Raw genomic sequence first — 26,678 nt, 5'->3', positions numbered from 1 at the left:
TGGGCGTGAGACCCCTTTTTAAGGAAACACATCATGAACATGTTCGATTTAACGGGCAAAGTCGCTATCGTAACCGGTTGTGATACGGGTCTAGGTCAAGGCATGGCAGTTGGCCTAGCAAAAGCAGGCGCTGACGTACTAGGCATTGGCTATGTAGATGCACCAGAAACACAAGCGTTGATTGAAGCGCAAGGTCGTAAGTTTGAATACATCAACGCGAACCTGATTGCCGACTCAAACAAAGCAGCATTGACAGCATTGATTGACCAAGCGGTAGAGAAGATGGGTCGCGTGGACATCTTAGTAAACAACGCTGGCATCATCCGTCGTGAAGACCTTCTAGACTTCTCAGAAGAGAACTGGGACGACGTGATTGCTATCAACCAAAAAGCCGTCGTGTTCCTGTCTCAAGCGGTATCTAAGCACTTTATTGCTCAGCAGTCTGGCGGTAAAATCATCAACATCGCTTCTATGCTGTCATTCCAAGGCGGTATCCGCGTGATTTCTTACACGGCATCAAAATCGGCGGTGATGGGTATTACTCGTGCACTAGCGACAGAACTATCGGGTCACAACATTCAAGTGAACGCGATTGCCCCTGGTTACATGGCAACGAACAACACGGAAGCACTGCGTGCGGATGCTGAACGTAACAAAGCGATTCTAGAGCGTATCCCTGCTGCTCGTTGGGGTCTACCAGAAGACATGCAAGGTCCAATCACGTTCTTGGCATCAGAAGCGTCGAACTACGTGACCGGTTACACATTGGCCGTTGATGGCGGCTGGCTAGCTCGTTAATAGGAGCCAATGATGACGTTCAGTAAAGAGCACGTATTAGCGCAGATGAAACGCGTGTACCGTTACCAAGTCACGCATCAAACGCGTTCGGTCATCCGTCGAAGTGGTGCGACTCGCTTCATCAAAGACACCGATTGGGAGCGTGGCGTGTTTTGGTCCACCGTTTCAGCCGCTTGGCTGGCCACTGGTGACCAAGAGTACCTTGATGGCGTGATGGACTACACCTTACATACAGGTTTTCGTACCGGCGCGTTTCCGCGTTTTGCCGATGACCACGTGTGTGCCCAAGCTTACTTGGATGTTTATCCAAGCGTTAACATCCCAGAAGCGCTTGAGCCGACCATCAAAGCATTTGAGGTCATGCTCAATGACCCACAACCAGGCCACCGTGATTGGTGGTGGGTAGATTCACTCTTTATGGCGCCGCCAGCGTTTGCGGCGTTGTCAAAAGTAACAGGTGACAACAAGTACGTCGACTACATGCACACGGCATTCTGGGATTCGGTGAATCACCTGTATGATCCGGAAACGGGGTTGTACTACCGTGATTACCGTTACATGCCAACGGAAGTGGGTCAGCAATACCGTAACGAGTTTGGTGATGGTGGCAGTGAGTTCCGTGAGGCCAATGGCGAGAAAGTTTTCTGGTCACGTGGTTTAGGTTGGATGTTGGCGGCGGTGCCACGCATTCTAGAGCGTCTTCCTGAGGGCTTTGAGCCTCGTGATGAATATCTGAGTATCTTTGCTGATCTAGCGAAAGAAGTGGTGAAGTACCAACACGAAGATGGCTTTTGGCGTGCTAGCTTACTGGACCCTGCGTCGTTCCCGGCACCAGAATCGAGTGCAACGGCGTTATTTACTTTTGGCTTAGCGTGGGGCATCAACAACGGTGTGTTGGATGAAGAAACCTACTTGCCGATGGTGTTAAAAGCGTGGTCGGCATTAGAAACGGCGATTCATGACAACGGCATGATAGGTTGGGTGCAATTACCGGCGTTTAATCCACGAGATGTACAGTTTGAGCATAACATTGATTATGGTGCGGGCGCGTTTATCTTGGCAGCAATAGAAGTTTCTAAGCTTTCTGTTTAATGATGCGTTAAGTATATTAATTCTGTTTAATTTAAAGCGGCGTTTAGCCGCTTTTTAATTATTAAATAAGGTTGTTTACTTTGCGTTTTATCTTGTTCAAATAATAAAAAACCTGTTTTAATGTTAACTAATTCCCATTCAACTTGTTGATTTTTATATTTTTTAATCTTCTTGTCTTTCAGTGGTAATCAACCTGTGGTCTCATATTAAAAATATTAAGTTAGATCATTATCAATATTTCTAAATTATTTTATTGTTTCATTTTTAAAACATAGGTCAAATAGATTGTTGAATAATTTATTTTCTACTTTTCAGAGATGTACCATGAAAAAATTACTTGCGATTGCAATTGCTTCTTTCTGTGTGTCAGCTGGCGCGATTGCCGGTGATACCTACTTGATTAAACATGTCGATAATGCTCCGATTATTGATGCGAATGAAAATGACGCAGCTTGGCAGCAAGCACAGACTCTTACGCAATTTACGTTTCCATGGGACACAAAAATGGCACCAGCAACTGAGTTTAAAGCAGTATGGAATAGCGAAGCTATCTACTTCCGCTATCGTGTTGCTGACAAGCATGTGACAATTGGAGAGGGAGAACGTGGGGCGTTGGATTCAGACCGTGTAGAAATTTTTCTCGCAAAAGACAAAAAATTAAGTCAGTACTACACAATGGAAATAGACGCGAATGATCAGATTTATAGTGCCATTGGTACTTATGATGTCAAAATACAAAAGCGTACTTCGTTGATTGAATTTGAGTGGGACGGACTGAAAACCAGCTCGAAGCAAACTGAAGATGGCTATTTGGTTGAAGGTTCTATTCCTATGACCACACTAACGAAAATGGGACTGTGGCAAGATAAAGAACAAACTCAGTTATTATGTGCTTTGATGCGTGCCGAGTTTACTAAGACTACGAATGGTATAGATATGGGATGGATAGCTTGGAATGATCCACAATTACCAACACCAAATTTTCATAACCCTAAGCCATTTGGCCAGTGCAAATTGGTTAAGTAATTGATTCCATTATTTTCTTTAGAAGTAATGCAAGTGCCTACGGGCACTTTTCCGTTTTTGATACTGAATTAATCGATGATGAAAGATTCATCATTTATTCCGTAGTTAGCCCTGTTCCCTCTGTTTCTTAAATGCTTGCTAAGATCCTCAATCGATCGTGCTTGGTGAGTGATATTCTGTTTTTTCAGTCAAATCCTCATATTCATCCATTCTTTACAAAAGTTTACCATGCTTTCGTGATACAAGGCTCGAAACTAATCGAAAATTAAAAATAAAATAATGAAAGGTAATTTTTGTCATTTCAAATTATGGAATTTTTATGGATCGAAACTCTCTATGTGTTTTAGCGTTAGCACTAGTGAATACATTGTCAGGTTGTACTCACAAACTCGATCGCGAAAAAGAAGTAGCAGAACTATCCGTCTCAACGCCTATTTCACAAGCGTGGTGGAAAGAACTGAATGATTCCGAATTGGATAATCTAATTCACACTGCATTAGACATGAACTTATCTATCAAATCGGCAGAAGCGCGCTTGTTGTCGTATCACTACCAGTTATTAAATCATGAATCAAAACTATACCCAGAAGTCGGAGCGTCGTTCTCTCAAGATTTTCAGCGAGGCAACTTTGAAAAGATACACGTAATTGATGAATCTGAATTAGGGAGAATTGGATTAGATGCCCGATGGGATATGGATCTATTTGGAAAGCTCAAGCTATCCGCAAAGAGTCAAGAATATACCTATTTTGAACAAGAACAACGACTAGAACAAGCCAAACTGACGCTTGTCACTGAACTTGCAAAAACTTGGTATGACTTAATAGAACAACGTAGAAAAGAACACATCATCAGTAATCAATTAAATAACGCTAAAAAGATTCTCGCAATTGGAGAGCAAAGATATGCGATGGGTCTAGGTTCGATTAGTGTCGTTTTACGTCAGAAACAGTTGATCAATGATCTTCAATCAGATCTCGTTAACTCGAAGAAAGAACAAAAAATTATCGCAAAGACAGTCAATGTACTCCGAGGGCAGGAGCCAAATACACCTATCAATATGAGTCGATTGAGTATACCGAATATTCATTCAATGCCACATTCTGGTATACCAGCGAATTTACTTGAAAACCACCCATCGGTTAAAGCGGCATGGTATCGCTATCAATCTAAAAGCTATCTAGCGAAAAGCATGAACAAGAATAGACTGCCTAACATAATCATCACTTCGGATGCCTCTAAAACTTCTCGCGATTGGAATGAATCATTTGAAATTTGGAAAGTTGGGCTAGGGATAAAAATTGATGTTCCATTATTTGATATGGGGAGAAGAGTATCTGAATACAAACGCCATAAAGCATTGGAAGAACAAGCTCTTCATGAATACACAGAAAGCGTACTTGAAACAATGTTAAGTGTAGAAATGGCATTAATTCAAGAGCAAACGCAAAACGAACAGCTTGTGATCACTCAGTCTCAAATTACTAAGGCTCAACGTGTATTAGATATTGAACTTGTCAAATACTCACAAGGAAATTTACCTTTCCTCGATGTACTCAGTGCGCAAGAGAAACTACTTCGTTTTCAACAACGTGAAGTTGAAGAACAAAGTCAACTAATAAAACGTCGAATCACGTTGTACCGATCCTTAGGTACCGGTTTGCAATCATCATAAGGGGTATCATTGATGATAGTTAAACAATACAAACCAATACTCATTAGTGTAGTCACGTCCATAGTGGTAATTGCAATGACCATTGTAATGTCTAACCACTTTCAGTCTGACGAAAAAACGAAACGAAAGCGAGTTCCCAAGCCGCACGTTAGAATGGTAGACACCATAGAAGTTAATTACGCAGAAGTCACGCCATCAATATCTACTCACGGTATTGTAAGGCAAAAAAGCAAAGTTTCTTTGAGATCGGAAGTAAAAGGTACCGTTGACTATATACCTCCTCACCTAATTGTTGGTGGTTTTGTAAAAAAAGGGGAACCATTAGTCACAATAAATAATGAGATCTATAAGTTGGCTATTGATGAAGCGAAAGCTCAACTATCTAAATTAAAGGCTGTACAGCAAATAGAGCTTGGGAGAAAAAAGTCTGCAGAGATGGAATACCAGCTATCTGAGTCAATACTGAAACCAGAAAGTTTAGCTTTGTTGCTCCGTGAGCCGCAGTTAAAACAAATTGAATCGGATATTGCCAGAGCAGAGGTCTCATTAAAAAGAGCTCAAATTAATTTAGATAAAACAACTATCTATGCACCATTTAATGGAAAGATTACTGCCAAGCAGGCAGAGATAGGTAGCATGGTCAAGGATAACACCAACTTAGTTGATCTTATTGCAACCGATGCATTCTGGGTACAGATTGACATGACGACGAGAGATTTAAAATGGATTGATATTCCGAATAAATCAACAGGAACAAGTAAATGTTTAGGCTCTGAAGCGTTTGTCATGACCCAAACTGGGAATCGTAAAGGTTGTGTTGTCAGTATGACACCGGTGCTGGATAACAAAATCAAAACGGCGAAAGTGATGGTAGAGGTCATTGACCCGTTAGCGATGACAAACCCCAATAACCCCAAACTTTTAGTGAATGATTTTGTTCAGGTAGCTATCAAAGGCAAAAAAGTCGAGGCAATTGAGATAGACCGTCGTTATATTCTAGACAATCAGTACGTTTGGCTCATGAGCGAACAAGATTTATTGGAAAAACGACGTATTGAAATTTCCATCCGAGAAAAGGATACCGTTCTTGTCGAAAGTGGATTAATCAATGGAGACCGCGTTATTACTAGCTCTCTTCGTGGCGCTGTCGAAGGGATTGCAGTTAAGGAACGAAAGTCGAAAGGTGCGAGTAAATGACCAGCCAAGGCTTTATAGCATGGATGACGAGAAATCCGGTGACTCCAAACCTTTTGATGCTTTTCCTTATTATTGGTGGTTTGATTTCCTCGTTAATCATCCGTAAAGAAGTTTACCCAGACTATCAATTCAATACTGTCACAGTATCGGTGTTTTACTCGGGTTCAACGCCATCTGAAATGGAATCTAGCATTATTCTTCCCATAGAGAATGCGATTTCAGATATTGATGGTATTAAAGAAGTGACATCACGTGCTACATCAACAAACGCCTGGGTTAAAGCGCATTTAGAAAACAAAGTCGACGTTAATCTATTAATGCGTGAAATTGAAAATGAAGTTAATCGATTAAGCTTGCCTAAAGGAGCTGATAAACCGCGAGTCTTCCGAAACCAAACACGTAAGCAATCTATGGAAGTCATCATTTATGGTGATGTTGAACCGATTGTACTTCGAGAAGCAGCAAATCGTGTTAAAGATATTTTGATGCAATCTGATTATTTAACTCAAGTTGCACTGCATTATCCACCTAAATATCAGGTCCAAGTGGAATTAAGCAATGAAACGATACAGAAGTATGGTTTAACCATTGGTAAGGTTTCTAAAACTATTTCTGACCAATCACCAACTAAATCCGGAGGAAAGTTAGAGACATCTGGAGGAGATGTTTTACTACAAGTTGATGAGATGAGACATTGGGCAACTGAGTTTCATGACATAACCGTTGTAGAAACGAGTAATGGCGGGCAGTTAAAGCTAAGTGATGTTGCCGAAATTTCAGATGGATTTGCTGATAAGAAAGCCAAAAGTTATTACAACGGTAAGCCATCTCAAAGTATTTTGATTTATCGTGCCGGAGATCAGACGCCAACCGGAATTTCTGAACATTTTTATGAAAAATTACCAGAGATAGAGAGCCTTCTCCAAGCGGGAATTGAGCTTGATGTTGTTCTAGATGATGCTGTGACTTATGAACAGCGTATGGATCTGTTGTTAAAAAATGCGTTTACAGGTCTCCTACTAGTTTTGATTATTTTGACGCTTTTTCTAGAAGCTAAAGTAGCTTTTTGGACTGTCATTGGTATCCCTACGTCATTTTTAGGCGCCATTATATTTTTACCGATAATGGATATATCGATAAATATGATCTCAATGTTTGCGTTTATCATTGCATTAGGCATTGTTGTGGATGATGCAATTATTGTTGGTGAAAACATTTATGAGCGGTTGAGCCGAGGAGAGAGTTATGCAAGTGCCGCAGTTGAAGGTGCAAAGGAAATCGCAGTACCGCTAACATTCAGCATCATCACAAACATTATCGCATTTATACCAATTTGGTTCTTGCCTAATATGTTAGGTCAGATGTTTGCGGTCGTTCCAATAGTCGTTGGTTTGGTGTTTGCCATATCGTGGGCTGAAGCATTATTTATTTTGCCATCACATTTAGCTCACTCGAAAACGAAAGAGAAAAAAGACACTGTTTTTATCAAGATTAAGGCAAAAATTGATCATGGCTTTGATGTCGTCATTAATGTCGTTTACAGATCTATAATCAAAGCGTTATTGCCTTATCGGTACTTAGTTGCGATTTCATCAACATGTATGCTCGTTCTTGCCATCAGTTATGCCGTTGGCGGCAATATAGGTTTTCGCACCATGCCTGCAGTTGAAGCTGAGTTTACAAACGCTCGTGCAGTTCTTCCAATAGGAATGTCCTTAGAGGATGCAGTTCGAGTTAGGAAGCGGTTAGAACACACAGCTAAGATTGTTATTGCTGATAATGGAGGTGGTAACGTTGCAAAAGGTATTTCCAGTATTATGAGAAATATTGATGGCGAGTTTATTGTCAACGTACGTATATTCTTAACCCCATCAGAAGTTCGAATTGTTCCCACAAACGAAATCGCTAAGCAATGGCGCAAAAAAACAGGGCGCGTTAAAGGCGTGGATGTACTGCGTTTCTCTTCTGCAGGAGGGACTCCTACTTCTGATGTTGCTGGTATTACTATTGAGTTAAAACATTCTAATAATGATGAACTTGAGGCGGCAAGTTCGAAATTAGCCTCCATATTGTCGACCTATGATGGTATCGTAGATATTGAGAATTCATTTGAGAGTGGGACGCAGCAATTAAGACTTCGTATTAACGATAAAGGTGCGCATCTTGGTTTAAATGACAACATGCTTTTAAATCAAGTTCGAGATTCGTTCAATGGTGTGCGCTCGATGCGACAACAACGTGGTAGCGAAGAAGTCGATGTTATGGTTACTCTAAATCAACATGAACGTAGTAGTGTCTATTTTTTAGAACAGTTGCCTATTAGAGTGGGGGAGTCTTATATTCCTCTTATTGAAATAGCTGACATTTACTATGAGCGAGCACCATCAACGATTCAACGATTTGAAAGTCAAAAAAGAATCACGGTCAATGCTGATGTCACACCTGCGTCAGAATCTGTTCTTGTTACGAACCTTATTCGAGATGAAATCTTTCCAGAACTATTGAGCGAGTTTCCTAATCTTAAACTTGGGTTCGGAGGGGACCAAAAAGAGCAAAAGGAAAGCTTAGAAAGCCTAACACTCAACGGTATTCTCTTGTTATTGGCTCTATATTGTCTGCTAGCGATCCCTTTTAACAGTTACACACAGCCCATTCTCATCATGGTAGTCATACCATTCGGATTTTTAGGAGCACTGTTAGGTCATGTGATGCTTGATATTACTTTGAGTGTAGTCAGTTTATTAGGGGTGTTGGCACTGAGTGGTGTGGTTATTAACGATAGCTTGATACTTATTGTCGAGATCAACAAAAAAATAAAAGAGGGAAAAGAGGCAGTAACTGCAATTATTGAGGCGTCTTGTCGAAGGTTTCGTCCTATCGTTCTTACGACAATGACGACATTCTTTGGTCTTGCCCCAATGATTTGGGAGCCTTCGAATCAAGCTAAGTTAATGATACCAATGGCGATATCTTTAGGGTTTGGTATTGTATTTGCTACATTGATAACGCTCATCCTTTTACCTTGTCTCTATAAAATGTTGGATGATCTGAAAATTCTTATGAGCGAGTGGAAAGAAAAAGCCCCAACCATTTGATTAGGGCTTTGACAGTAAGGGTGTGGTTATCGACGTGAGCGAATTATTGCCAGAGCCGCGAGTGCAAGTGTTATAAATGGCGTAGATGAACCACCGGACCCGCCTCCATTTGATGGTGGAGGCGTTGGTTCAGGTTCGACTGGAGTTGATGGCTCCAATGGAATCATTGGTATATCAGGATCAACGGGTGTAGAAGGCTCTAATGGGATCATTGGAATACTATCTGTTGCTAGAGTGATTTCATTAGGCATCCCATAGTCACTGATCATTGTGACATTAGTCTCGTCACCAGAAATCACCACCTCGGCATTACCTTGCTCAAGCACCCATTTCCCTTTAACAGTGTAGTTCAGTTCAACAGGAGCAGGAACGGATGTTTCCAGTGGATTATTATTGCTGTCTTTTTCGTAGTTGAGAACCATAGATGCACCAGAGAGCGTCATAAGTTGTTTAGCGGTATCCATTCGCAACAATGTTTGTGATGGCTTATTTACACTGGTTAAGTAGCCTTGGTTAAACGTAACATCGCTAAAACTAGTGTAGCCGTAAAGATTCGTTTGTTTATCTCGGATTACTTGTCTCTGATTGTCACTTTGTAGAGTCACAAATCGAGGTGCCGCTTTAAAGCTTTGTACAAGCTGCGCCATCTCGGTAGGGTTAGTCTCCATTACCATGATGTACTCATACTTGGCTTTATCTGGCATAGTGCCATGATCTATCCATGCGCTTGAGAAATTACCATTTGTAACGGCTTCAGTTTTGTTATGCTTTGATGTTTGCGGACCACGGCGAACTTTTACTTCATCCGTACTTACTAAATAGTAACCAATATTATTGTCATCAATAATCCAGTCACCAGATTTTAATGTGCGTTCCAATGTCGCATTGGCATAGCGTGTACCGTTAATATAAATACCTTTACCAGAGCGAATAGCTAACTGGAACAACGTTGTCTCAGTATTATGCATGCGATCTTGGTTGCTGATATTGTTACCCGTTAAGTATATGTACTTATCCGTAGCTATCGCGTGTTTATTCATGACGAAACTAGGCTCAAAACGATCAAGGTTTTGTGGCGCTTTATGCTTGAAACTAAACAAAGTATGCGCTTGCTCTAGAGACGTCACCCCAGATAGGCCGTCATCAGAACGTAACATTAACGTAGATGATTTTGGACTTTCGAGATCAGCTAAATCGAGATGAATCGTTGTTGCTCCTGGATTGCGGTTCCAATCCCAACCTTCTTGTTGATAGCCATGTTCAACCGCATCACCGCGGGGAACGACATGTACAGAGCCATGTGATTGATAGCGACCAAATCGGTTGTCTTTGCTATAGATTTCAGAAGACCATACGTCTTGATTGTAACCTTTGAACACTGCCATTCGCTCATCAACTCGGTGGATAGCAAATGCACCACCATTAAATGACCAGCTGCCTTCTGGTAACTTAGCAGGGTCCACATACTCACCAAAAATACTTACACTTTGAGCTCGACTTTGTTCGGTAACCTGCAGGTAGATACTGGCTAACTCTTTATCTAGGGATGGGTAGCTTAAGGCAAGGGTTTTCATGCCATTTGCAAAGCTCTTTGTTTGTAGGTCAGTAAATGGATGGCGACCGACCAAACCTAATGGCACATATGGATTGGTGTAAACCCAAGCAGATATCATTGCTTTTTTAATGGTATCGAGAGCCCCAGTGCTGACACCAAAGGCCTCACTTTTCATTAAATAGGTCAATTCCCCAAGACTTGCCAAAGCAGGGAAAGCGTAACCTGGGTAGTTACCTTTATGTCGCCAAGCAGTGCCATCTGGACGGAATCCATCATTGTAGGCCGGTGGATTTCGGTCGATCGTTTCAGATAAAAACTTGCTGTATTTGTGTAGTAGAGCAACACGTTCTTTTTCATTCGGATTTAACAAAATCATGGCAAGATTTTGCTTAGAAAGTGTGTTGAAAAAGTCCATATCTGTGCTGCTTGGGGTAACCTCCATTTCGAAACCTCTATCGCGAAACTCACGTGAGAACCACAATAACGCACGGTAGGTTTTATCAAGCAGTCCAGCCTCTCGCAAAGGTTCTTCCATTAACAGCGCTGATAAATACCACCAACGACCGCTGTATCCCCAGTGGTGTGTTGTTCCTAATGCACTACCATCAACAAAACCCTGATCGAACATGTGTTCAACCATCAGAGTATACATTTCAGCAATGCGCGCCTTGTCAGCCGAACTGGACACGCTGTTGTATGATTTACCAAGTTCGAGCATCAGTTTTGCGTAGCCCGCTTGTTTTTGGCCATCACCATCACTATCACCGAGAATGGCATATTGGTCATAGTCGGCTTTATCAATGGAGTTTAAGTGTTTAGGCTGGTAAGGCACTTGCTGTACGTCAGTAATCAAATGGCGGCCACGAATCGTGCCATTGGTTTTGTTGATGTTAAAGCGAGAGAAACTGGTTTCAAGATTAGTAATATTGTTCGTTCCAGCCCCCATTTCGGCGATAAAAGTCGATTTGATTAACTCGACGGCTTCACGTTCTTCTGCACTGACATCTGGTAGTACGGATGGTAAGTTGAAATCAATTTCTTCGACAGGGTAACGTGTTGTAACTTGATCGTCTGACCATTGATAGCGACTATCATCAATCGAAATCATTACTCGGTCTAGATACAGATTCCCAGAGCCGCTTTTCGGTGCCGTCAGCATAATTTTTCCCAACTGCATTGGTACCGACGGTTTAAAATCATTTTCAAGTGACAGTGTCACGTTTCGCCAGCCGGTAAAATTTAAATTGATATCTTTGTGGCGTGGATATTCACCATTACCTTTAGATAGAGTCAATTTTGCTGGGAAAGAGGATGGTGTTTCATTATATAGCCAAAATGAAATGATTTGTGTTGCAGAACTTCCGTAAAGTTTTCGAGCTTCAGCATCATCATAACGAGTAAAGTTTTTCTCGATTACCAACTGTTCATTTGCATTCCATTGCCATAATAGAGAGTGCTCACCATTAATAGCACGTTTGTTGGTTATTAAACCGTTATTTATCCAGCTAGGTCGGTTGTTGTCTTCAAAACTGAGGATGGTTGGGGTAAGAGAAGCAATAGCATTCTGTGCCATCAATGCACTTGAAAGTAAAATTGCTACTTTACTTAAAGGGAATGAGCGTGTTCTTTTCATTGGATTATCCACTATTGGGCACCATGCCCAAGTATTTAAAATATGATTAAGCAGTTATTTCAAACCCTGCAGTGTCACAACTCTATTTTTTATGTTTGTTGTGAGGCAGGTACTTACTTTGTAACTATGTTTCAAACGGACAATCCAACAACCTGCTTTTATGATGATCGTCAGGCAGAGGTTGGGAAGTTTCAGCATATTATCGTGTAATCAAGACAGAACAAACGCTCTCTCTATAAGTTTGAATTTTCACAAACGAATAACTGACGTGATCCAATGCTTAGGTAAGCATTAAAGTAAATTCTTGAGTACAAAATGTCGATAAACCCACGATAAAGTATCGTTACATTCTTAGAGTATATGCAGGTATCCGTCGCTCCGTTTTGGTTACATTTTTATTTATTTTGCTATAAAAAACTTTCATATCAAATATAATTGCTTTTGTTTTCTTTCGGTTTGTGATCTGTAACATTGGTTGCGACTTATGTTTCACGTATATTCCCTCCCCAGAACTTTCATTTTACTACTCCCGTGGAGGCCACGATGTCTAAAGGCAAACCCACACACTTTCATATGATGGCAAAGCCCGTCAGTTACCGTTGTAACCTTAAATGTGAGTATTGTTTCTACTTAGAAAAAGAAGAAACAATTCAGTCCCAATACGAACAATCAGGATCTAATGAGTGATGGGGTGTTGAAGCGTTACGTGCGTGACTATATTCACTCACAAGATGGTGATGTGGTAGATTTTGCTTGGCAAGGTGGAGAACCTACGTTGGCTGGGTTGGACTTCTTTAAAAAAGTGGTTCAATACCAAAAGCAATTTGCCAATGGAAAAACGATTCACAACAGCTTCCAAACTAACGCAATAGCAATTAACCGCCAGTGGGCAGAGTTTTTTGCCGAAAACCGCTTCTTGATTGGCGTATCAGTTGATGGCACCGCTGATATTCACGACAAATATCGTGTGTCTGTGAATGGAAAACCGACCTTTGAGCGCGTTAAGCAATCCATTGATCTCCTTAAAGAGTATAAAGTTGAATTCAACACTTTGACGGTTATCAACGAGGAAAACTGGAACAAAGGCAAAGAGGTTTATCAAGCCTTAAAAGAGCTCGGTTCGCAGTTCTTGCAGTTCATTCCTATTGTTGAAGTTCGTCCGGAGTGTCATCAACGCTTAGAGTCATACTCACCAATCGCTAATCCGGAACTGGCCCCATTTTCTGTTCCTGCCGAAGGATATGGTAAGTTCATGACGGATGTATTTAATGAGTGGGTCCTACAAGATGTCGGCAACATCTATGTTCGCATGTTTGACAGCATTTTAGCTTGCTGGATGGGGTACCCGGCATCGGTATGTGTGCAATCCAAAAACTGCGGCCAAGCCATGGTGATTGAGGCTAATGGTGACATCTATTCTTGTGACCACTATGTCTATGATGATAACCGTCTTGGCAATTTAATGACGACAGATATTGAAAAGATTGCACTGAGCAAGCAGCAGCGCAACTTTGGTCTAGATAAATCAAGAAATCTTACAGAGATGTGCCGTAATTGTAATGTTCAAGCACTGTGTTATGGAGGATGTCCAAAACATCGCATTGACGTTATCGAAGGCGAACACCATCGACAAAACTACCTATGCCCTTCATATAAAGCAATTTTCACACATACCGCGCCTGCAATGCATCACATGTCAGAAGCCATCCGCCGAGGTGGTCAAGCTGCGGATGTCATGCCGATGATGGCGCAAATTTACAACCGTTAAGAGGTTAATCATGTCATTTCAAAAGAGTGTGCTCGCAGGAATGATTGGTGCGGCATGTATCGCTGCACCAATGTACTCCCTTGCAGCAGACAAGCAACCTAACGTTCTGGTTATCGTTATGGACGATTTGGGTAAACAGCAACTTGATTTCGCAATGGATGAAATCAATAAAGAGGTCCTAGAAAAACGTTTTGTCTCGGAACGTTACGATGTTGACTTCGATAAGGCATACGATGCAGCAAAGCGAGCTATGCCTAATGTTGCTCAGCTGGCGAAAGAAGGGGTGAGCATGACCAATGCTTACGTTGCAACGCCAGTATGTGGACCATCTCGTGCAGGTATTCTAACGGGTCGTTTCCCACATAGCTTCGGTATCTATAGTAATGACGATGCGCATTTCGGTGTCCCTTTGGATGTCACAATGCTGCCAGAACTATTCCAAGAAAATGGTTACGCAACAGCAAATATTGGTAAGTACCATAATGCGAAAATTACCAAAAGCAAAGTACCAGAGAACATGAGGACTCGTGATTACCACGATAATGAAATCCCTACACCAGAAAAAGGATTTTTCCCGAATGATCGTGGTTTTGACTACTCTTACTCATATTACGCATCCGGTGCTGCAGTTTACAATTCTCCCGCGGTATTCCGTAACTATGAAAACATCACTTCTTGGGGATTCCTTACTCATAATCTGACGAATGAAACGTTAAGTTTTATCGATAAAGCGGATAAGGCAGAGCAACCATTCTTTATCAACCTTGCTTATTCTGTGCCTCATATCCCGTTGGAGCAACCTGCGCCGAATAAATACATGAGCAAGTTTGATACTGGTAACGTTGAAGTGGACAAATACTATGCTCATGTCAATGCGTCGGACGAGGGTATTGGCCAGATTATCGCAAAACTAAAAGAAATTGGTGAGTACGAAAACACGCTGATCTTCTTCCTGTCAGATAATGGTGCTGTTGGTGACTCTCCAATGCCACGTAACGGCATGAATAAAGCGTATAAAGGCCAGCGTTACCGCGGTGGTGTAAACGTTCCGTTTATTGCTCATTGGAAAGGGGTATTACCTGAAAATCGAACAAACGATACGTTGATCTCAGCAATGGATATACTGCCAACAGCACTGAACGCCGCTGGTATCGATATTCCAGAATCATTGAAAGTAAATGGTGTTGATATTCTGCCAACCATGAAAGGTGCACGTAATATCCCTCACCAATACCTATATTGGGCAGGTCCTCGAGCATACCATTACGATGCTGAAAAGAATGATGCTTTCTGGTCACAATACTGGAATTGGATTACTTACGAGCAACCTACGGTAGAACCAAGTCCTTACGTTGAGAAGAAATCTCGCGGCGAATGGGCGATCAAAGATCAAGAATGGTCATTGCACTTCTACGATGATGGTAGCAAAGAGTATGAGCTATACCACTATGCGACTGATGTGACAGAGTCGAAAAACGTGGCGAAGCAACACCCAGAAAAAGTTGCCGAAATGAAAGCTGCTTTTTACGAGTGGATTAAAACTAAGCCTGCGCCAATTGGTTGGGGGCAAGATCGCTATCAGGTTTTGACTGACTCAGCGAAATAACTGAACTTCATACATATTTGTGTGGCTTTACGCCTCAATTGATGAAAACTGTTGAAAGTAAGGCCCCTGTTAGGGGCCTTTTTTGTTGTAGGTACATTATGCAAAAAATCATTAAAGCTACGGAACGACCAAAAATCCCTTATGAGCATCCAACCATTGAACTCTACCTGAATACCTTTCGCCAGCATCTGGCAAGGCTCTGGCATAGCAAAAAGCCATTTTCACAAAACGATGAAGAGATAAAACGTATCTTTGCAGATGAGTCTATTTCTTTAAAGAACCAATGTGAGCATTTTGCTAACTATATAGCCGAAGCTTTTCAGCACTATGCCGTTGATGATTTTACTCATGCCTATTACCCGGGCATGCCCAGTCAACAAGGGGCACGTATGGATGCTATGGAGGGATGTAGCCGTATTCTTCCTACGCTCGCAATCTGGGCATGCAAACAACCTCTAGATGATAATGACCCGTTTAAAGATCAAAAAAAATTAGCTATCAGTTGGTTAAAGCAAGCCTTTATCGCAGGAACAAACCCTACCCATAAAGGTTATTGGGGAGACATCAAGGATTATGATCAGCGTACATGTGAAAGTGCAGATTTAGCTTTGGCTCTATGGGTTAGTAAAACCATCGTTTGGGACACGTTTACATGTGGCCAAAAAGAACAAATCATCAAATGGTTTGAACGTGTTAACCATATTGAGGTCGTCGATAATAACTGGCATTTGTTTCCTTTGACCGTCCAGTTAGTCATTCAAAGCTTAACTGGAAAGGAATGCATTGATCACTGGCGATATGAAAGAGTGAAAGAATTTAATGTCGGTGATGGATGGTTTCGTGATGGCGCTAAAGGAAATTACGATTTTTATAATGCTTGGGGATTCCATTATTCATTGTATTGGATTGACCAGATCAACCCTAACTTTGATCGTCATTATATCCGGAAGAACCTTAGTTTATTTTCAGAGACGTTTCGTTATTTCTTTACACCAACGGGGCTCCCTTTTTTTGGTCGCAGCGCTTGTTATCGCTTAGCTGCTACGGCACCACTCATTGCAACACTTGATGTTCAAGAGCAAGTGCCTACACGATTAAATGTTGGAGAAGTAAAACGCGCGCTACAAACAAACCTGAACTACTTTATTGCCAATGGAGCATTAAAAAATGGCGTGCCAACTCAAGGTCTTTTTGATAGTGATGCGAGACTCACTGACAATTATAGCGGGCCGGCAAGCAGCTTGTGGTCACTACGATCACTCAATATCGCGTTATTTTGTGGCGACAGAGTAGGGCTTTGGGAAGCGGAACCTCGCCTATTGGAAGCTGAGAAAGATGACTTTTTTGTTCGAATCCCTTCGATAGAGGCGATAATTATTGGTCGTAGAGAAACGAAAGAGGTTTCAGTTATTTTTGAAAATGAATATATCTTAGAACAAAGCCCACACACTCGACGCTTGGAGAAGCAAAGTAAGCGAGATTATTGTAAAGAACGCGTAATTGGACGAGCATTTAGACCGAAAAACAACCTTCTGAGAAAAGGGGTGACATGTTATAGCTCGAAAATGTCGAATTTCTTCTAGTAAACGAATTATGTGATCTCGATCTTTTCATTTTCTTTCGTTTTCGAATACCATAATCGAAAGTTAGCGAAAGATTTTTAGAGGGTCTTATCATGTTTTTAGTGTCAACAAAGGAAATGCTGCGTAAAGCTCAAGAGGGCGGTTACGCAGTTCCTGCATTCAATATTCACAACCTAGAAACGGTTCAAGTTGTATTAGAAACCGCTTCTGAAATGCGTTCACCAGTAATTTTAGCCGGAACACCAGGTACTTATGCTTACGCTGGTACCGATTACCTCGTGAATATTTGTAAATCGGCAGCTCGTCGATACCACATGCCTATCGCACTACACTTAGATCACCATGAATGTTTTAAAGACATTCGAAACAAAGTGGAAGCAGGCGTAAAATCAGCAATGATCGATGGCTCACATTTCCCATTCGAAGAAAATATTGAAATGGTGAAAAAGGTTGTCCAATTCTGTCATGGTTGGGATTGTACAGTTGAGGCGGAACTAGGCCGCTTGGGCGGTGTGGAAGATGATCTTGTTGTTGATGCAAAAGACGCGATGTTTACTGACCCTGATGCGGCTGTAGAGTTTATTCAACGTACAGGCATTGATTCCCTTGCGGTTGCAATTGGTACAGCACATGGTTTGTACAAAGAAGAACCTCGCCTAGACTTTGACCGTTTAGCGAAAATCAGTGCAAAGACAGACATTCCTCTAGTGCTTCATGGTGCTTCTGGTGTGCCAGATGCTGACGTAAGTCGTTGTATCGAATTGGGCATTAATAAAGTGAACGTAGCGACGGAACTAAAAATTGCTTATGCCGACGCATTAAAACAGTACTTTATTGAAAACCCAGGTGCGAATGACCCACGTCATTATAACGTCACATCAAAAGCCGCTATGCGAGAAGTAATTATCTCGAAAATTAACGTTTGCCGCAGTGCAGATAAGCTTTAGACATCACTTTTAGCACGACGTCTCCCCCTCAGAGTTTATTGTGCTTTACCGGTTGCGATTATCATCAGCGAAAAGGGTCGCAATCGGTTTTTTTCAATTTTTGGATACCAACTAAATGACGACGTTTTCAAAAAAGAAAATTGCCATTCTTGGCGAATGTATGATCGAATTGTCAGGTCAGGCATTTTCAACCCAAGAGCAACGCTTTGGTGGAGATACGCTAAATACCGCTCTCTACCTGTCCCGTTTAGCACCTGAGGTGCATCCTTCTTATGTGACTGTACTTGGTGTAGATAATTACAGTAAATACATGAAAGCGGAATGGGTACAAGAGGGTATTGATTGTTCTTTAGTGATGTCCAATAAAGACAAAATACCCGCTCTTTACGCAATCGAGCTTTCTCCGGATGGTGAGCGCTCTTTCCAATATTGGCGTAATGATTCTGCTGCTCGCTACTTATGTCAGCATGAGCATTTTAGTAACACGATACATGCATTAACAGAGTTTGACTTAGTTTATCTATCAGGCATTTCATTGGCCATTTTGCCTGAAGAAGACAAGCAAATATTATTAGATTCTATTCAGCACCTGAAAGTTCACGGTGTAAAAATCGCAGTCGATTCAAACTACCGTCCACGATTGTGGGCAGGGCAAGCACATGCCAAGGAATGGTTGGAAAAACTCTACCGACTTGCTGATATTGCACTTGTGACTTGTGATGATGAATCTCTGTTATTGGGTGAAGAAATTAGCCCAGAACACTTGACGGATCGATTACGCGAACTAGGTGTAAGCGATGTGATCGTTAAACTGGGTAAAGATGGGGCAATGTTTAGTGATGCTGGACATCAATGTGATATTGCAGTAGGTAATGTGGTAACAAATGTTGTGGATACAACAGCCGCTGGGGACTCATTTAATGGTGGCTTCCTAGCTGCATGGGCAACAGGCCGACCATTGAAAGAATGTTGCCATTGGGGTAACAAGCTTGCCGCCGAAGTGATTCAGCACAAAGGCGCAATCATTCCTCAAGAAAACACCACTTACATAACGTCATTAATGAATTTATAGTATGAATATCAAAGAGATTAATCAGAAATTACGTGAAATGCGCGTAATGCCAGTCATTCAGATCGAAAATGCAAAAGATGCTCCATCGTTAGCAAAAGTGTTAGTCGAAAATGGTCTTCCTGCGGCAGAAATTACATTTCGTAGTGATGCAGCGGCAGAAGCCATTCGTTTAATGCGTGAAGCATACCCTGAAATGATCATTTGTGCGGGCACTGTACTTAATGCTGAGCAAGCAAAACTTGCGGTTGAATCTGGTGCAGATTTTGTTGTTTCACCAGGTTTCAATCCTAACACTGTGCGTTACTGTATAGACAATAATATTCATATTATTGCGGGTGTTAACTCACCATCTCAGGTAGAGCAAGCGTTAGAAATGGGTCTAAATAGCTTGAAGTTTTTCCCTGCGGAAGCGTCTGGTGGCGTAGCCATGTTACGCTCACTTACAGGGCCGTATAAAGGTCTTGAGTTTATGCCAACTGGCGGCGTAAACGTTATCAATTTAGGTAACTATCTTGCTATTCCAGAAGTCGTTTGTTGTGGTGGTACTTGGATTGCTCCAGTGGATCGCATCGCAGACAACGACTGGGAAGTGATTGGCGAGAACGTACGCAATACGTTAGAGACAATAAAGAAAATCGGAGCGTAATCATGACAGATTCTCAAGTAATTGCTCCTCGCGTTGCGTTACTACTTGCTGATGGCTTTGAAGAGGCAGAAGCGGTTGTTTTCATTGATATCATGCGCCGTTTAGAAATTGAAGTTGATGTTCTATCTTGTATGGAAACGACTGCTCTTCAGACGTACTTCAATACTCGCATCACGGCAGATGATACGTTAATTAACTGCTTTGAAAAAAACTATGATGCCATTGCAATGGTTGGTGGACCAAAAGGTACTGATAATCTGACGGCTAATGAAATGGCAATATCTTTTATCAAGCGTCACATTGAACTAGACAAGTGGATCTGTGCACTGTGCTCTGCTCCAGCGAAGGTTCTATCAAAAAATGGACTATTAAATGGTCGTGAATATTCAACAGGCGACAATTTAATTAGTGCATTTCCAGATGGTAAATATGTTGATCAGAAAATTGTTGTCGCAGACAAATTTATCACGGGTAAAGGTCTTGGTGTTGTTTTTGAATTCTCATTTACAGTCGCTGAGAAGCTATTACCTAATAATGTAGACAAAGTAGATCATCAAGCAAATCATATTTACTTTGAATACTGGAAGAAGTAATTCCATCAATATTTTTTCATGATTTAATCCTGTATTTTTAGTTTTATAACTTAACACCCTATGTAAATTCATAGGGTGCTTTTTTATCTAAAGAATACGTATTATTTGCATTATGTTAAACGGCAACTTATTGATTTAAAACATTAAATAATAAAAAACACAAGCATTAAATGCACTAAGATCTTTCACCACCAAACTAAATAAATTTTGATAATAGTATCATTTTTTATTTTTGACCCCCTTCAAAGTAACCATTATAAAGCTGAAATATAATTCAACTTCATCATTGTTAAATTTGGAAGTTGACGTGGAAATTTCTCGCCGAAGTTTTATTAAATCCACTGGAGCATTAGGAGCCACTATGGCTTTTAGTCCTTTAGTTACAGCACAAAATAATAAGCCTAATGTTTTATTTATTGCGATCGATGATCTTAATGATTGGATCGGCGGATTGCGAGGGCATATTCAAGCAAAGACACCAAATATCGATCGGTTAATGAGTCGAAGTCATAACTTCGTGAATGCACATTGCGCAGTACCAGTTTGCGGTCCGTCTAGGAACGCCATTTTATCTGGTATGGCTCCTACAACGACGGGCTGGTACACGAATAAAGAACTTGGCATGAAAAACTTTGCCGAAATTGCCGAAGAAGTGATGGGTGATATACCTACACTACCACAGCACTTTAAACAGAATGGCTACTACACCATGGCTTGTGGAAAAATCTTCCACCACGGTACTTCTGACTATCGTGCAGAAAAACAATGGCACATTGAGCAAGAGAAATATGAGATCAAGAATAAAATGTTTCTCGACCGTGGTTTTGGTTACGGCTCATACGGCGTAAATGACCATAAGTATTACCCATTTCCAGAAGACGGCGGTCAAATAGTGACAACCTTTGGCCCTGATGCAAAAGGTAAATCACTTTGTTGGGGGGAGCTCGACCGCGACGACATTCCTATGGGAGGTTTAATGCCAGATGAATATTTTGCGCATTGGGCAGCAGAACAGTTGCATAAAGAATATAAACAGCCGTTTTTCTTGGCCGCGGGTTTCATAAGACCGCATGTTCCGTTTACCGCCCCTAAAGAATACTTTGATATGTTCCCTCTCGATTCCATTCAAATGCCAGAAATCATTGATGGTGAAATGGATGACATCCCTCTTTACGGCAAAGCGATGACAATGGGGGCAATCCAAGGCGGAGACCATGCCGCGGTAGAGAAAGTAAGTCCAACATTCTGGAAAGAACTCGTGCGTGCTAATCTAGCATGCATCGCTTTTGTTGACGCTCAAATTGGCAAGGTATTAGACGCTCTTGAATCAAGCCCACATAAAAACAATACCATTGTTATGCTTTGGTCTGACCATGGACAAAACTTCGGTGAACACCGAAACTGGCGAAAAAATACACTTTGGGAAGAGTCCACCCACGTACCATTCGTAATAAAAATGCCAGAGCAGCAGCAGGAAGTTAGACATAAAGAAGCGGTAAGTTTACTCGATATTTATCCAACGATTGTTTCTTTGTGTGGCTTGCCTGAGGTTAATTCCAACGAGGGGTTAACCCTACGTCCACTAATGAACAACCCTGAATTCAAGAGAAACAAGCCTGCAGTGACTACTTGGGGTTATAAAAATCATGCAATACGAGATGAACGTTATCGCTACATTCAATATCGAGATGGTTCAGAGGAGCTGTATGATCACAAATACGATCCTAATGAACATACAAACTTAGCTGGTCAACCAGAATATAAAGAGATCATTGCTAAGCTGAAGATTTGGGTTCCAACTAAAAACCGTTTACCTTACGGAATGGACAATTTTAAACAAGGCGACTTCTTGGAAAAGCACTTACGTGAATGGGAAAAAAGCGATGTTCCCGACTTTCTAAGCTAATTTCAGGGCTTATCAATAAAATGCAGTGGCCTATCCCGCTGCATTTTTTCTAATCGACATTTTAGTCTCAACCATCACCCCTATCTTAATCACACATCAAAGAAGCAACGGAAAAAAAACGACTTAAATCTTCATTTACTTTCAAAATACACAATAATACAAAATCCTGAACGCAAATCACATAAAACCAACCAATAAAAGGTTAGAATAAAAATACGAAAGGAAGCTGTAAGATAACAAAAGCAGCCTTTAAAGAGCATTACACCAACGATAAACTAAGGTCTGTGCAACAACAATAACGCTTGGGTGATAGCTATTATTGAAGAATACTACGCATGATAGATAATTTTCACCTGCCTAAAGAACTCTAATCGATCATAAAATACTAGGTTATATATGAAAAATTGGTATCTACTTCATTGTAAGCGCGGAGAGCGTTCAAGAGCATTTCTAAACTTACAACAACAAGGAATAGAATGTTATTGCCCTGATATTTTGCTAAAAACTAATTCTAGTAAAAGTAAGCAACCCGTAAAAGATGCCTCTTTACAAAATTACATTTTTGCTCAGATTGATCACCTGTCGGGACCAACCTTTACAACAGTTCGTTCTACTCGAGGTATTGTTGATTTTATTCGAGCAGGCTCAAAGCCTCAAAAAATTCCTAACGATATGGTGAACAATCTTAAACAGCAATATCGATGCATGACCATTAACTAGATAAAATATTGTTTATTAAAATGTGATAATTGATGTTTAAAAATAGCTTAATTCTATCCATTAGAAGAATTTTAATAGTTATTGGAAATACTACGGCCCCCACTAAAATCAACATTACACCAATATTATTCAACTTTGCTCATGCTTTATTAAGGAAGAAAGATCACACAAAATAACATTAGATTAATGTATAAAGTCATTCATATTTTTCAGTGACTTACACATATTATGAAGATGTTTTTTATTACAGCAATGTTGCTCGTCGCGCCTTCCATTTGTCAATCAGAAAGCTTTACTCCAAAAGTTGTTTATCTAAGTGATTCAGAAGAGTTCTTAGGTTGGTTAACTAAAAATTAATGCGAGAAGATGAAAGGATTCTCTCCAAATATGATATCTAAAGAAAATCAAAAGAAATAGTTATTTACCTAACTAAAACAAACACCATCGCCAAACAACATTGATAACAAAAGTTCAACTTATATTTACTAGGTAAATAATGAGGAATATTAATTTTATAGGAATAATATTAGCATTCACGAGCATCTCTGCTGTAGCAGGTGAAGTTAATTGTACTCTGACTAATAATGCAAATGTTCACTTTGAACAATGCTATACAATTGACAAAATCTACTCTTGGACAAAAACATCAATTGAAGTTGGTGACAAGATTTATCTTGATGGTCAAGACCGACATGGTATATCTTGGTCTGGGGTTAGAGAAAATTTTGGCGATGGAAGTAAAACCGTATACCGAAATCAACAAGGCCGAGTTCTTACTACACGTAATTGCCAAGAACCGGATTGTCTTGCCAAACTCGTAAGCTATTGCTCCAACGAAGGCATTTTGAGTATAAATAATTGATATGTTTTTGTAGAACTAAATGCGATAGTTCCGAAAATATAATGCAAAAAAGCGGCTTTTAGCCGCTTTATCTTTTCCCGATGTATGCAAGAACACATCATTTATCCAAGCTTAGAAACTTCTATTGCTGCCAAGATAAACGCGCCCGCACCATAATCAATGTTATGCTCAAACTGTACATCTCGTGGATTAAACGCCGGTAATTGCACCCAACCTATCATGCCGTTGTCATGAATCGCCGTTTCTAATGCCGACCACGCTTTTAACACCATCGGCAAGTAGGTTTCTTCATCCAACACACCGTTGTTGATGCCCCACGCTAAGCCAAAAGTAAATAACGCCGTTGCACTCGATTCTGGTGCCGGGAACGACGCAGGGTCCAGTAAGCTAGCACGCCAAAAGCCATCTTCGTGTTGGTACTTCACCACTTCTTTCGCTAGATCAGCAAAGATACTCAGATATTCATCACGAGGCTCAAAGCCCTCAGGAAGACGCTCTAGAATGCGTGGCACCGCCGCCAACATCCAACCTAAACCACGTGACCAGAAAACTTTCTCGCCATTGGCCTCACGGAACTCACTGCCACCATCACCAAACTCGTTACGGTATTGCTGACCCACTTCCGTTGGCATGTAACGGTAATCACGGTAGTACAACCCCGTTTCCGGATCATACAGGTGATTCACCGAATCCCAGAATGCCGTGTGCATGTAGTCGACGTACTTGTTGTCACCTGTTACTTTTGACAACGCCGCAAACGCTGGCGGCGCCATAAAGAGTGAATCTACCCACCACCAATCACGGTGGCCTGGTTGTGGGTCATTGAGCATGACCTCAAATGCTTTGATGGTCGGCTCAAGCGCTTCTGGGATGTTAACGCTTGGATAAACATCCAAGTAAGCTTGGGCACACACGTGGTCATCGGCAAAACGCGGAAACGCGCCGGTACGAAAACCTGTATGTAAGGTGTAGTCCATCACGCCATCAAGGTACTCTTGGTCACCAGTGGCCAGCCAAGCGGCTGAAACGGTGGACCAAAACACGCCACGCTCCCAATCGGTGTCTTTGATGAAGCGAGTCGCACCACTTCGACGGATGACCGAACGCGTTTGATGCGTGACTTGGTAACGGTACACGCGTTTCATCTGCGCTAATACGTGCTCTTTACTGAACGTCATCATTGGCTCCTATTAACGAGCTAGCCAGCCGCCATCAACGGCCAATGTGTAACCGGTCACGTAGTTCGACGCTTCTGATGCCAAGAACGTGATTGGACCTTGCATGTCTTCTGGTAGACCCCAACGAGCAGCAGGGATACGCTCTAGAATCGCTTTGTTACGTTCAGCATCCGCACGCAGTGCTTCCGTGTTGTTCGTTGCCATGTAACCAGGGGCAATCGCGTTCACTTGAATGTTGTGACCCGATAGTTCTGTCGCTAGTGCACGAGTAATACCCATCACCGCCGATTTTGATGCCGTGTAAGAAATCACGCGGATACCGCCTTGGAATGACAGCATAGAAGCGATGTTGATGATTTTACCGCCAGACTGCTGAGCAATAAAGTGCTTAGATACCGCTTGAGACAGGAACACGACGGCTTTTTGGTTGATAGCAATCACGTCGTCCCAGTTCTCTTCTGAGAAGTCTAGAAGGTCTTCACGACGGATGATGCCAGCGTTGTTTACTAAGATGTCCACGCGACCCATCTTCTCTACCGCTTGGTCAATCAATGCTGTCAATGCTGCTTTGTTTGAGTCGGCAATCAGGTTCGCGTTGATGTATTCAAACTTACGACCTTGCGCTTCAATCAACGCTTGTGTTTCTGGTGCATCTACATAGCCAATGCCTAGTACGTCAGCGCCTGCTTTTGCTAGGCCAACTGCCATGCCTTGACCTAGACCCGTATCACAACCGGTTACGATAGCGACTTTGCCCGTTAAATCGAACATGTTCATGATGTGTTTCCTTAAAAAGGGGTCTCACGCCCAAGCGACATCGAGGGTTAGACTGAGCGCGAGACCCGATATAGATTAAAAATGGGAGTAAGGCGAAGCCTGACTTATCGGATGTCCGTCATTGCAACGTGGTCCATGTCATCAAACGTTTGGTTTTCACCACACATTGACCAAATGAACGAGTACGCTGCCGTGCCGACACCAGAGTGAATTGACCAACTTGGGGAAATCACCGCTTGTTTATCACGTATCACGATGTGACGTGTTTCGGTTGGCTCACCCATGTAGTGGAAGACAACGTTGTCTGCCGTCATATCAAAATACAAGTACACTTCCATACGACGCTCATGCGTGTGGCATGGCATCGTGTTCCAAAGTGAGCCCGGGTGCAGTTGCGTCAGACCCATGGTCAACTGACATGTTGGTAGCACCGATGGCACGATGTATTTGTTAATCGTGCGAACGTTACCGTTCTCTTGATTGCCTAGCGTTACTTGCTCGGCTTCTTCCAAGGTCACTTTACGTGTTGGGTATGTATGGTGTGCCGGCGTAGAGTTCACATAGAACTGAGCCGGCGCCGTTGCGTCCACACTTTCAAACGTCACGTGCTGCGCACCCATGCCAATGTACAGCGCTTCACGATGGGCGATGTCATGCACTTCGCCATCTACCGTCACTTTGCCCGCTTGACCTAGGTTGATAAGGCCAAGTTCACGACGTTGTAGGAAGAAGTCCACGCCTAGCTCTTTGCCTGCGGCTAATGCCAATGGCGCTTGAGTTGGTACTACACCACCAAAGATGATGCGGTCAATGTGAGAGTAAGTCAGTGAAATTTCACCCTCAACAAAGACGGTTCCCACTAGGAACTGTTCACGCAGACCCGCCGTATCGAGTGTTTTCGCGTGTGCGCTATGAATTGGTTGACGAATTTCCATCATGAAACCTCTTA

The 26,678-nt window shown here is 41.8% G+C and carries 19 protein-coding genes and 1 pseudogene; 16 read left to right on the top strand and 4 right to left on the bottom strand.

The features are described from left to right. Positions 1–33: 33 nt before the first annotated feature. The 6 genes from kduD (KHN78_RS21690) to KHN78_RS21665 all read left to right on the top strand — a co-directional run bounded on the left by kduD (KHN78_RS21690) (position 34) and on the right by KHN78_RS21665 (position 8,883). On the top strand, positions 34–798 hold the full coding sequence (gene kduD, locus KHN78_RS21690) for a 2-dehydro-3-deoxy-D-gluconate 5-dehydrogenase KduD (protein ID WP_210205006.1): 765 nt from the start codon (positions 34–36) through the stop codon (positions 796–798). A gap of 9 nt (positions 799–807) precedes the next feature. Further along, the gene (locus KHN78_RS21685; RefSeq protein WP_210205005.1) at positions 808–1,890 is read left to right on the top strand and encodes a glycoside hydrolase family 105 protein; all 1,083 of its coding nucleotides are present in this window, start codon (positions 808–810) and stop codon (positions 1,888–1,890) included. Positions 1,891–2,214: 324 nt separating this feature from the next. After that, positions 2,215–2,916, top strand: a complete 702-nt coding sequence (locus KHN78_RS21680) for a carbohydrate-binding family 9-like protein (RefSeq protein ID WP_210205004.1) — start codon at positions 2,215–2,217, stop codon at positions 2,914–2,916. 319 nt (positions 2,917–3,235) lie between these two features. Further along, positions 3,236–4,591, top strand: a complete 1,356-nt coding sequence (locus KHN78_RS21675) for a TolC family protein (protein ID WP_210205003.1) — start codon at positions 3,236–3,238, stop codon at positions 4,589–4,591. Positions 4,592–4,603: 12 nt separating this feature from the next. After that, complete coding sequence (locus KHN78_RS21670) at positions 4,604–5,788, top strand: efflux RND transporter periplasmic adaptor subunit (RefSeq protein WP_211920010.1); 1,185 nt, start codon at positions 4,604–4,606, stop codon at positions 5,786–5,788. After that, positions 5,785–8,883, top strand: coding sequence for an efflux RND transporter permease subunit (locus tag KHN78_RS21665; protein ID WP_210205001.1), 3,099 nt, complete (start codon positions 5,785–5,787; stop codon positions 8,881–8,883). The genes KHN78_RS21670 and KHN78_RS21665 overlap by 4 nt, the downstream gene beginning before the upstream one ends. 26 nt (positions 8,884–8,909) lie before the next feature. Here the strand turns inward: KHN78_RS21665 and KHN78_RS21660 are convergent, their stop codons facing one another. Continuing rightward, positions 8,910–12,071: a chondroitinase family polysaccharide lyase gene (locus KHN78_RS21660; RefSeq protein ID WP_210205000.1), complete on the bottom strand. Its 3,162-nt coding sequence runs from the start codon at positions 12,069–12,071 to the stop codon at positions 8,910–8,912. 543 nt (positions 12,072–12,614) lie between these two features. Here KHN78_RS21660 and KHN78_RS21655 point away from each other — a divergent pair. The 10 genes and pseudogenes from KHN78_RS21655 to KHN78_RS21610 all read left to right on the top strand — a co-directional run bounded on the left by KHN78_RS21655 (position 12,615) and on the right by KHN78_RS21610 (position 23,733). Continuing rightward, a pseudogene (locus KHN78_RS21655) lies at positions 12,615–13,839 on the top strand (anaerobic sulfatase maturase). 10 nt (positions 13,840–13,849) lie between these two features. Further along, complete coding sequence (locus KHN78_RS21650) at positions 13,850–15,445, top strand: sulfatase (RefSeq protein WP_210205045.1); 1,596 nt, start codon at positions 13,850–13,852, stop codon at positions 15,443–15,445. 98 nt (positions 15,446–15,543) lie between these two features. Next, complete coding sequence (locus KHN78_RS21645; RefSeq protein ID WP_210205044.1) at positions 15,544–17,028, top strand: DUF2264 domain-containing protein; 1,485 nt, start codon at positions 15,544–15,546, stop codon at positions 17,026–17,028. A gap of 92 nt (positions 17,029–17,120) precedes the next feature. After that, positions 17,121–17,975 (top strand): tagatose bisphosphate family class II aldolase, encoded by an 855-nt coding sequence (locus tag KHN78_RS21640; RefSeq protein ID WP_128812382.1) that lies wholly within the window; start codon positions 17,121–17,123, stop codon positions 17,973–17,975. 115 nt (positions 17,976–18,090) lie between these two features. Continuing rightward, complete coding sequence (locus tag KHN78_RS21635; RefSeq protein WP_210205043.1) at positions 18,091–19,047, top strand: sugar kinase; 957 nt, start codon at positions 18,091–18,093, stop codon at positions 19,045–19,047. Between the two features lies 1 nt (position 19,048). Then, positions 19,049–19,693 (top strand): bifunctional 4-hydroxy-2-oxoglutarate aldolase/2-dehydro-3-deoxy-phosphogluconate aldolase, encoded by a 645-nt coding sequence (locus tag KHN78_RS21630; RefSeq protein WP_128812384.1) that lies wholly within the window; start codon positions 19,049–19,051, stop codon positions 19,691–19,693. Between the two features lie 2 nt (positions 19,694–19,695). Beyond that, positions 19,696–20,286: a DJ-1/PfpI family protein gene (locus KHN78_RS21625; RefSeq protein WP_210205042.1), complete on the top strand. Its 591-nt coding sequence runs from the start codon at positions 19,696–19,698 to the stop codon at positions 20,284–20,286. Positions 20,287–20,647: 361 nt separating this feature from the next. Then, positions 20,648–22,192, top strand: a complete 1,545-nt coding sequence (locus KHN78_RS21620) for a sulfatase (RefSeq protein WP_263422532.1) — start codon at positions 20,648–20,650, stop codon at positions 22,190–22,192. A gap of 396 nt (positions 22,193–22,588) precedes the next feature. Next, positions 22,589–22,912, top strand: a complete 324-nt coding sequence (locus tag KHN78_RS21615; RefSeq protein ID WP_210205040.1) for a transcription termination/antitermination NusG family protein — start codon at positions 22,589–22,591, stop codon at positions 22,910–22,912. A gap of 677 nt (positions 22,913–23,589) precedes the next feature. After that, a complete protein-coding gene (locus KHN78_RS21610; protein WP_211920008.1) occupies positions 23,590–23,733 on the top strand; it encodes a hypothetical protein in 144 nt (47 codons plus the stop codon). A gap of 142 nt (positions 23,734–23,875) precedes the next feature. Here KHN78_RS21610 and KHN78_RS21605 read toward each other — a convergent pair whose 3' ends face one another. From KHN78_RS21605 to kduI, 3 genes are all read right to left on the bottom strand, one after another. Further along, positions 23,876–24,955, bottom strand: coding sequence for a glycoside hydrolase family 105 protein (locus KHN78_RS21605; RefSeq protein WP_210205038.1), 1,080 nt, complete (start codon positions 24,953–24,955; stop codon positions 23,876–23,878). Positions 24,956–24,964: 9 nt separating this feature from the next. Then, positions 24,965–25,729 carry a 2-dehydro-3-deoxy-D-gluconate 5-dehydrogenase KduD gene (gene kduD, locus KHN78_RS21600; protein WP_210205006.1) on the bottom strand — a complete coding sequence of 255 codons (765 nt, stop codon included), beginning with the start codon at positions 25,727–25,729 and terminating at the stop codon, positions 24,965–24,967. Positions 25,730–25,833: 104 nt separating this feature from the next. Continuing rightward, the gene (gene kduI / locus KHN78_RS21595) at positions 25,834–26,664 is read right to left on the bottom strand and encodes a 5-dehydro-4-deoxy-D-glucuronate isomerase (protein WP_210205047.1); all 831 of its coding nucleotides are present in this window, start codon (positions 26,662–26,664) and stop codon (positions 25,834–25,836) included. Between the last annotated feature and the right edge of the window lie 14 nt (positions 26,665–26,678).

This window comes from Vibrio sp. B1REV9, from assembly GCF_905175395.2.
Taxonomy (GTDB): Bacteria; Pseudomonadota; Gammaproteobacteria; order Enterobacterales; family Vibrionaceae; genus Vibrio; species Vibrio alfacsensis.
The sequence above is the reverse complement of the archived record's forward strand: the minus strand, read 5'-3'. Positions and strand labels throughout refer to the sequence as shown.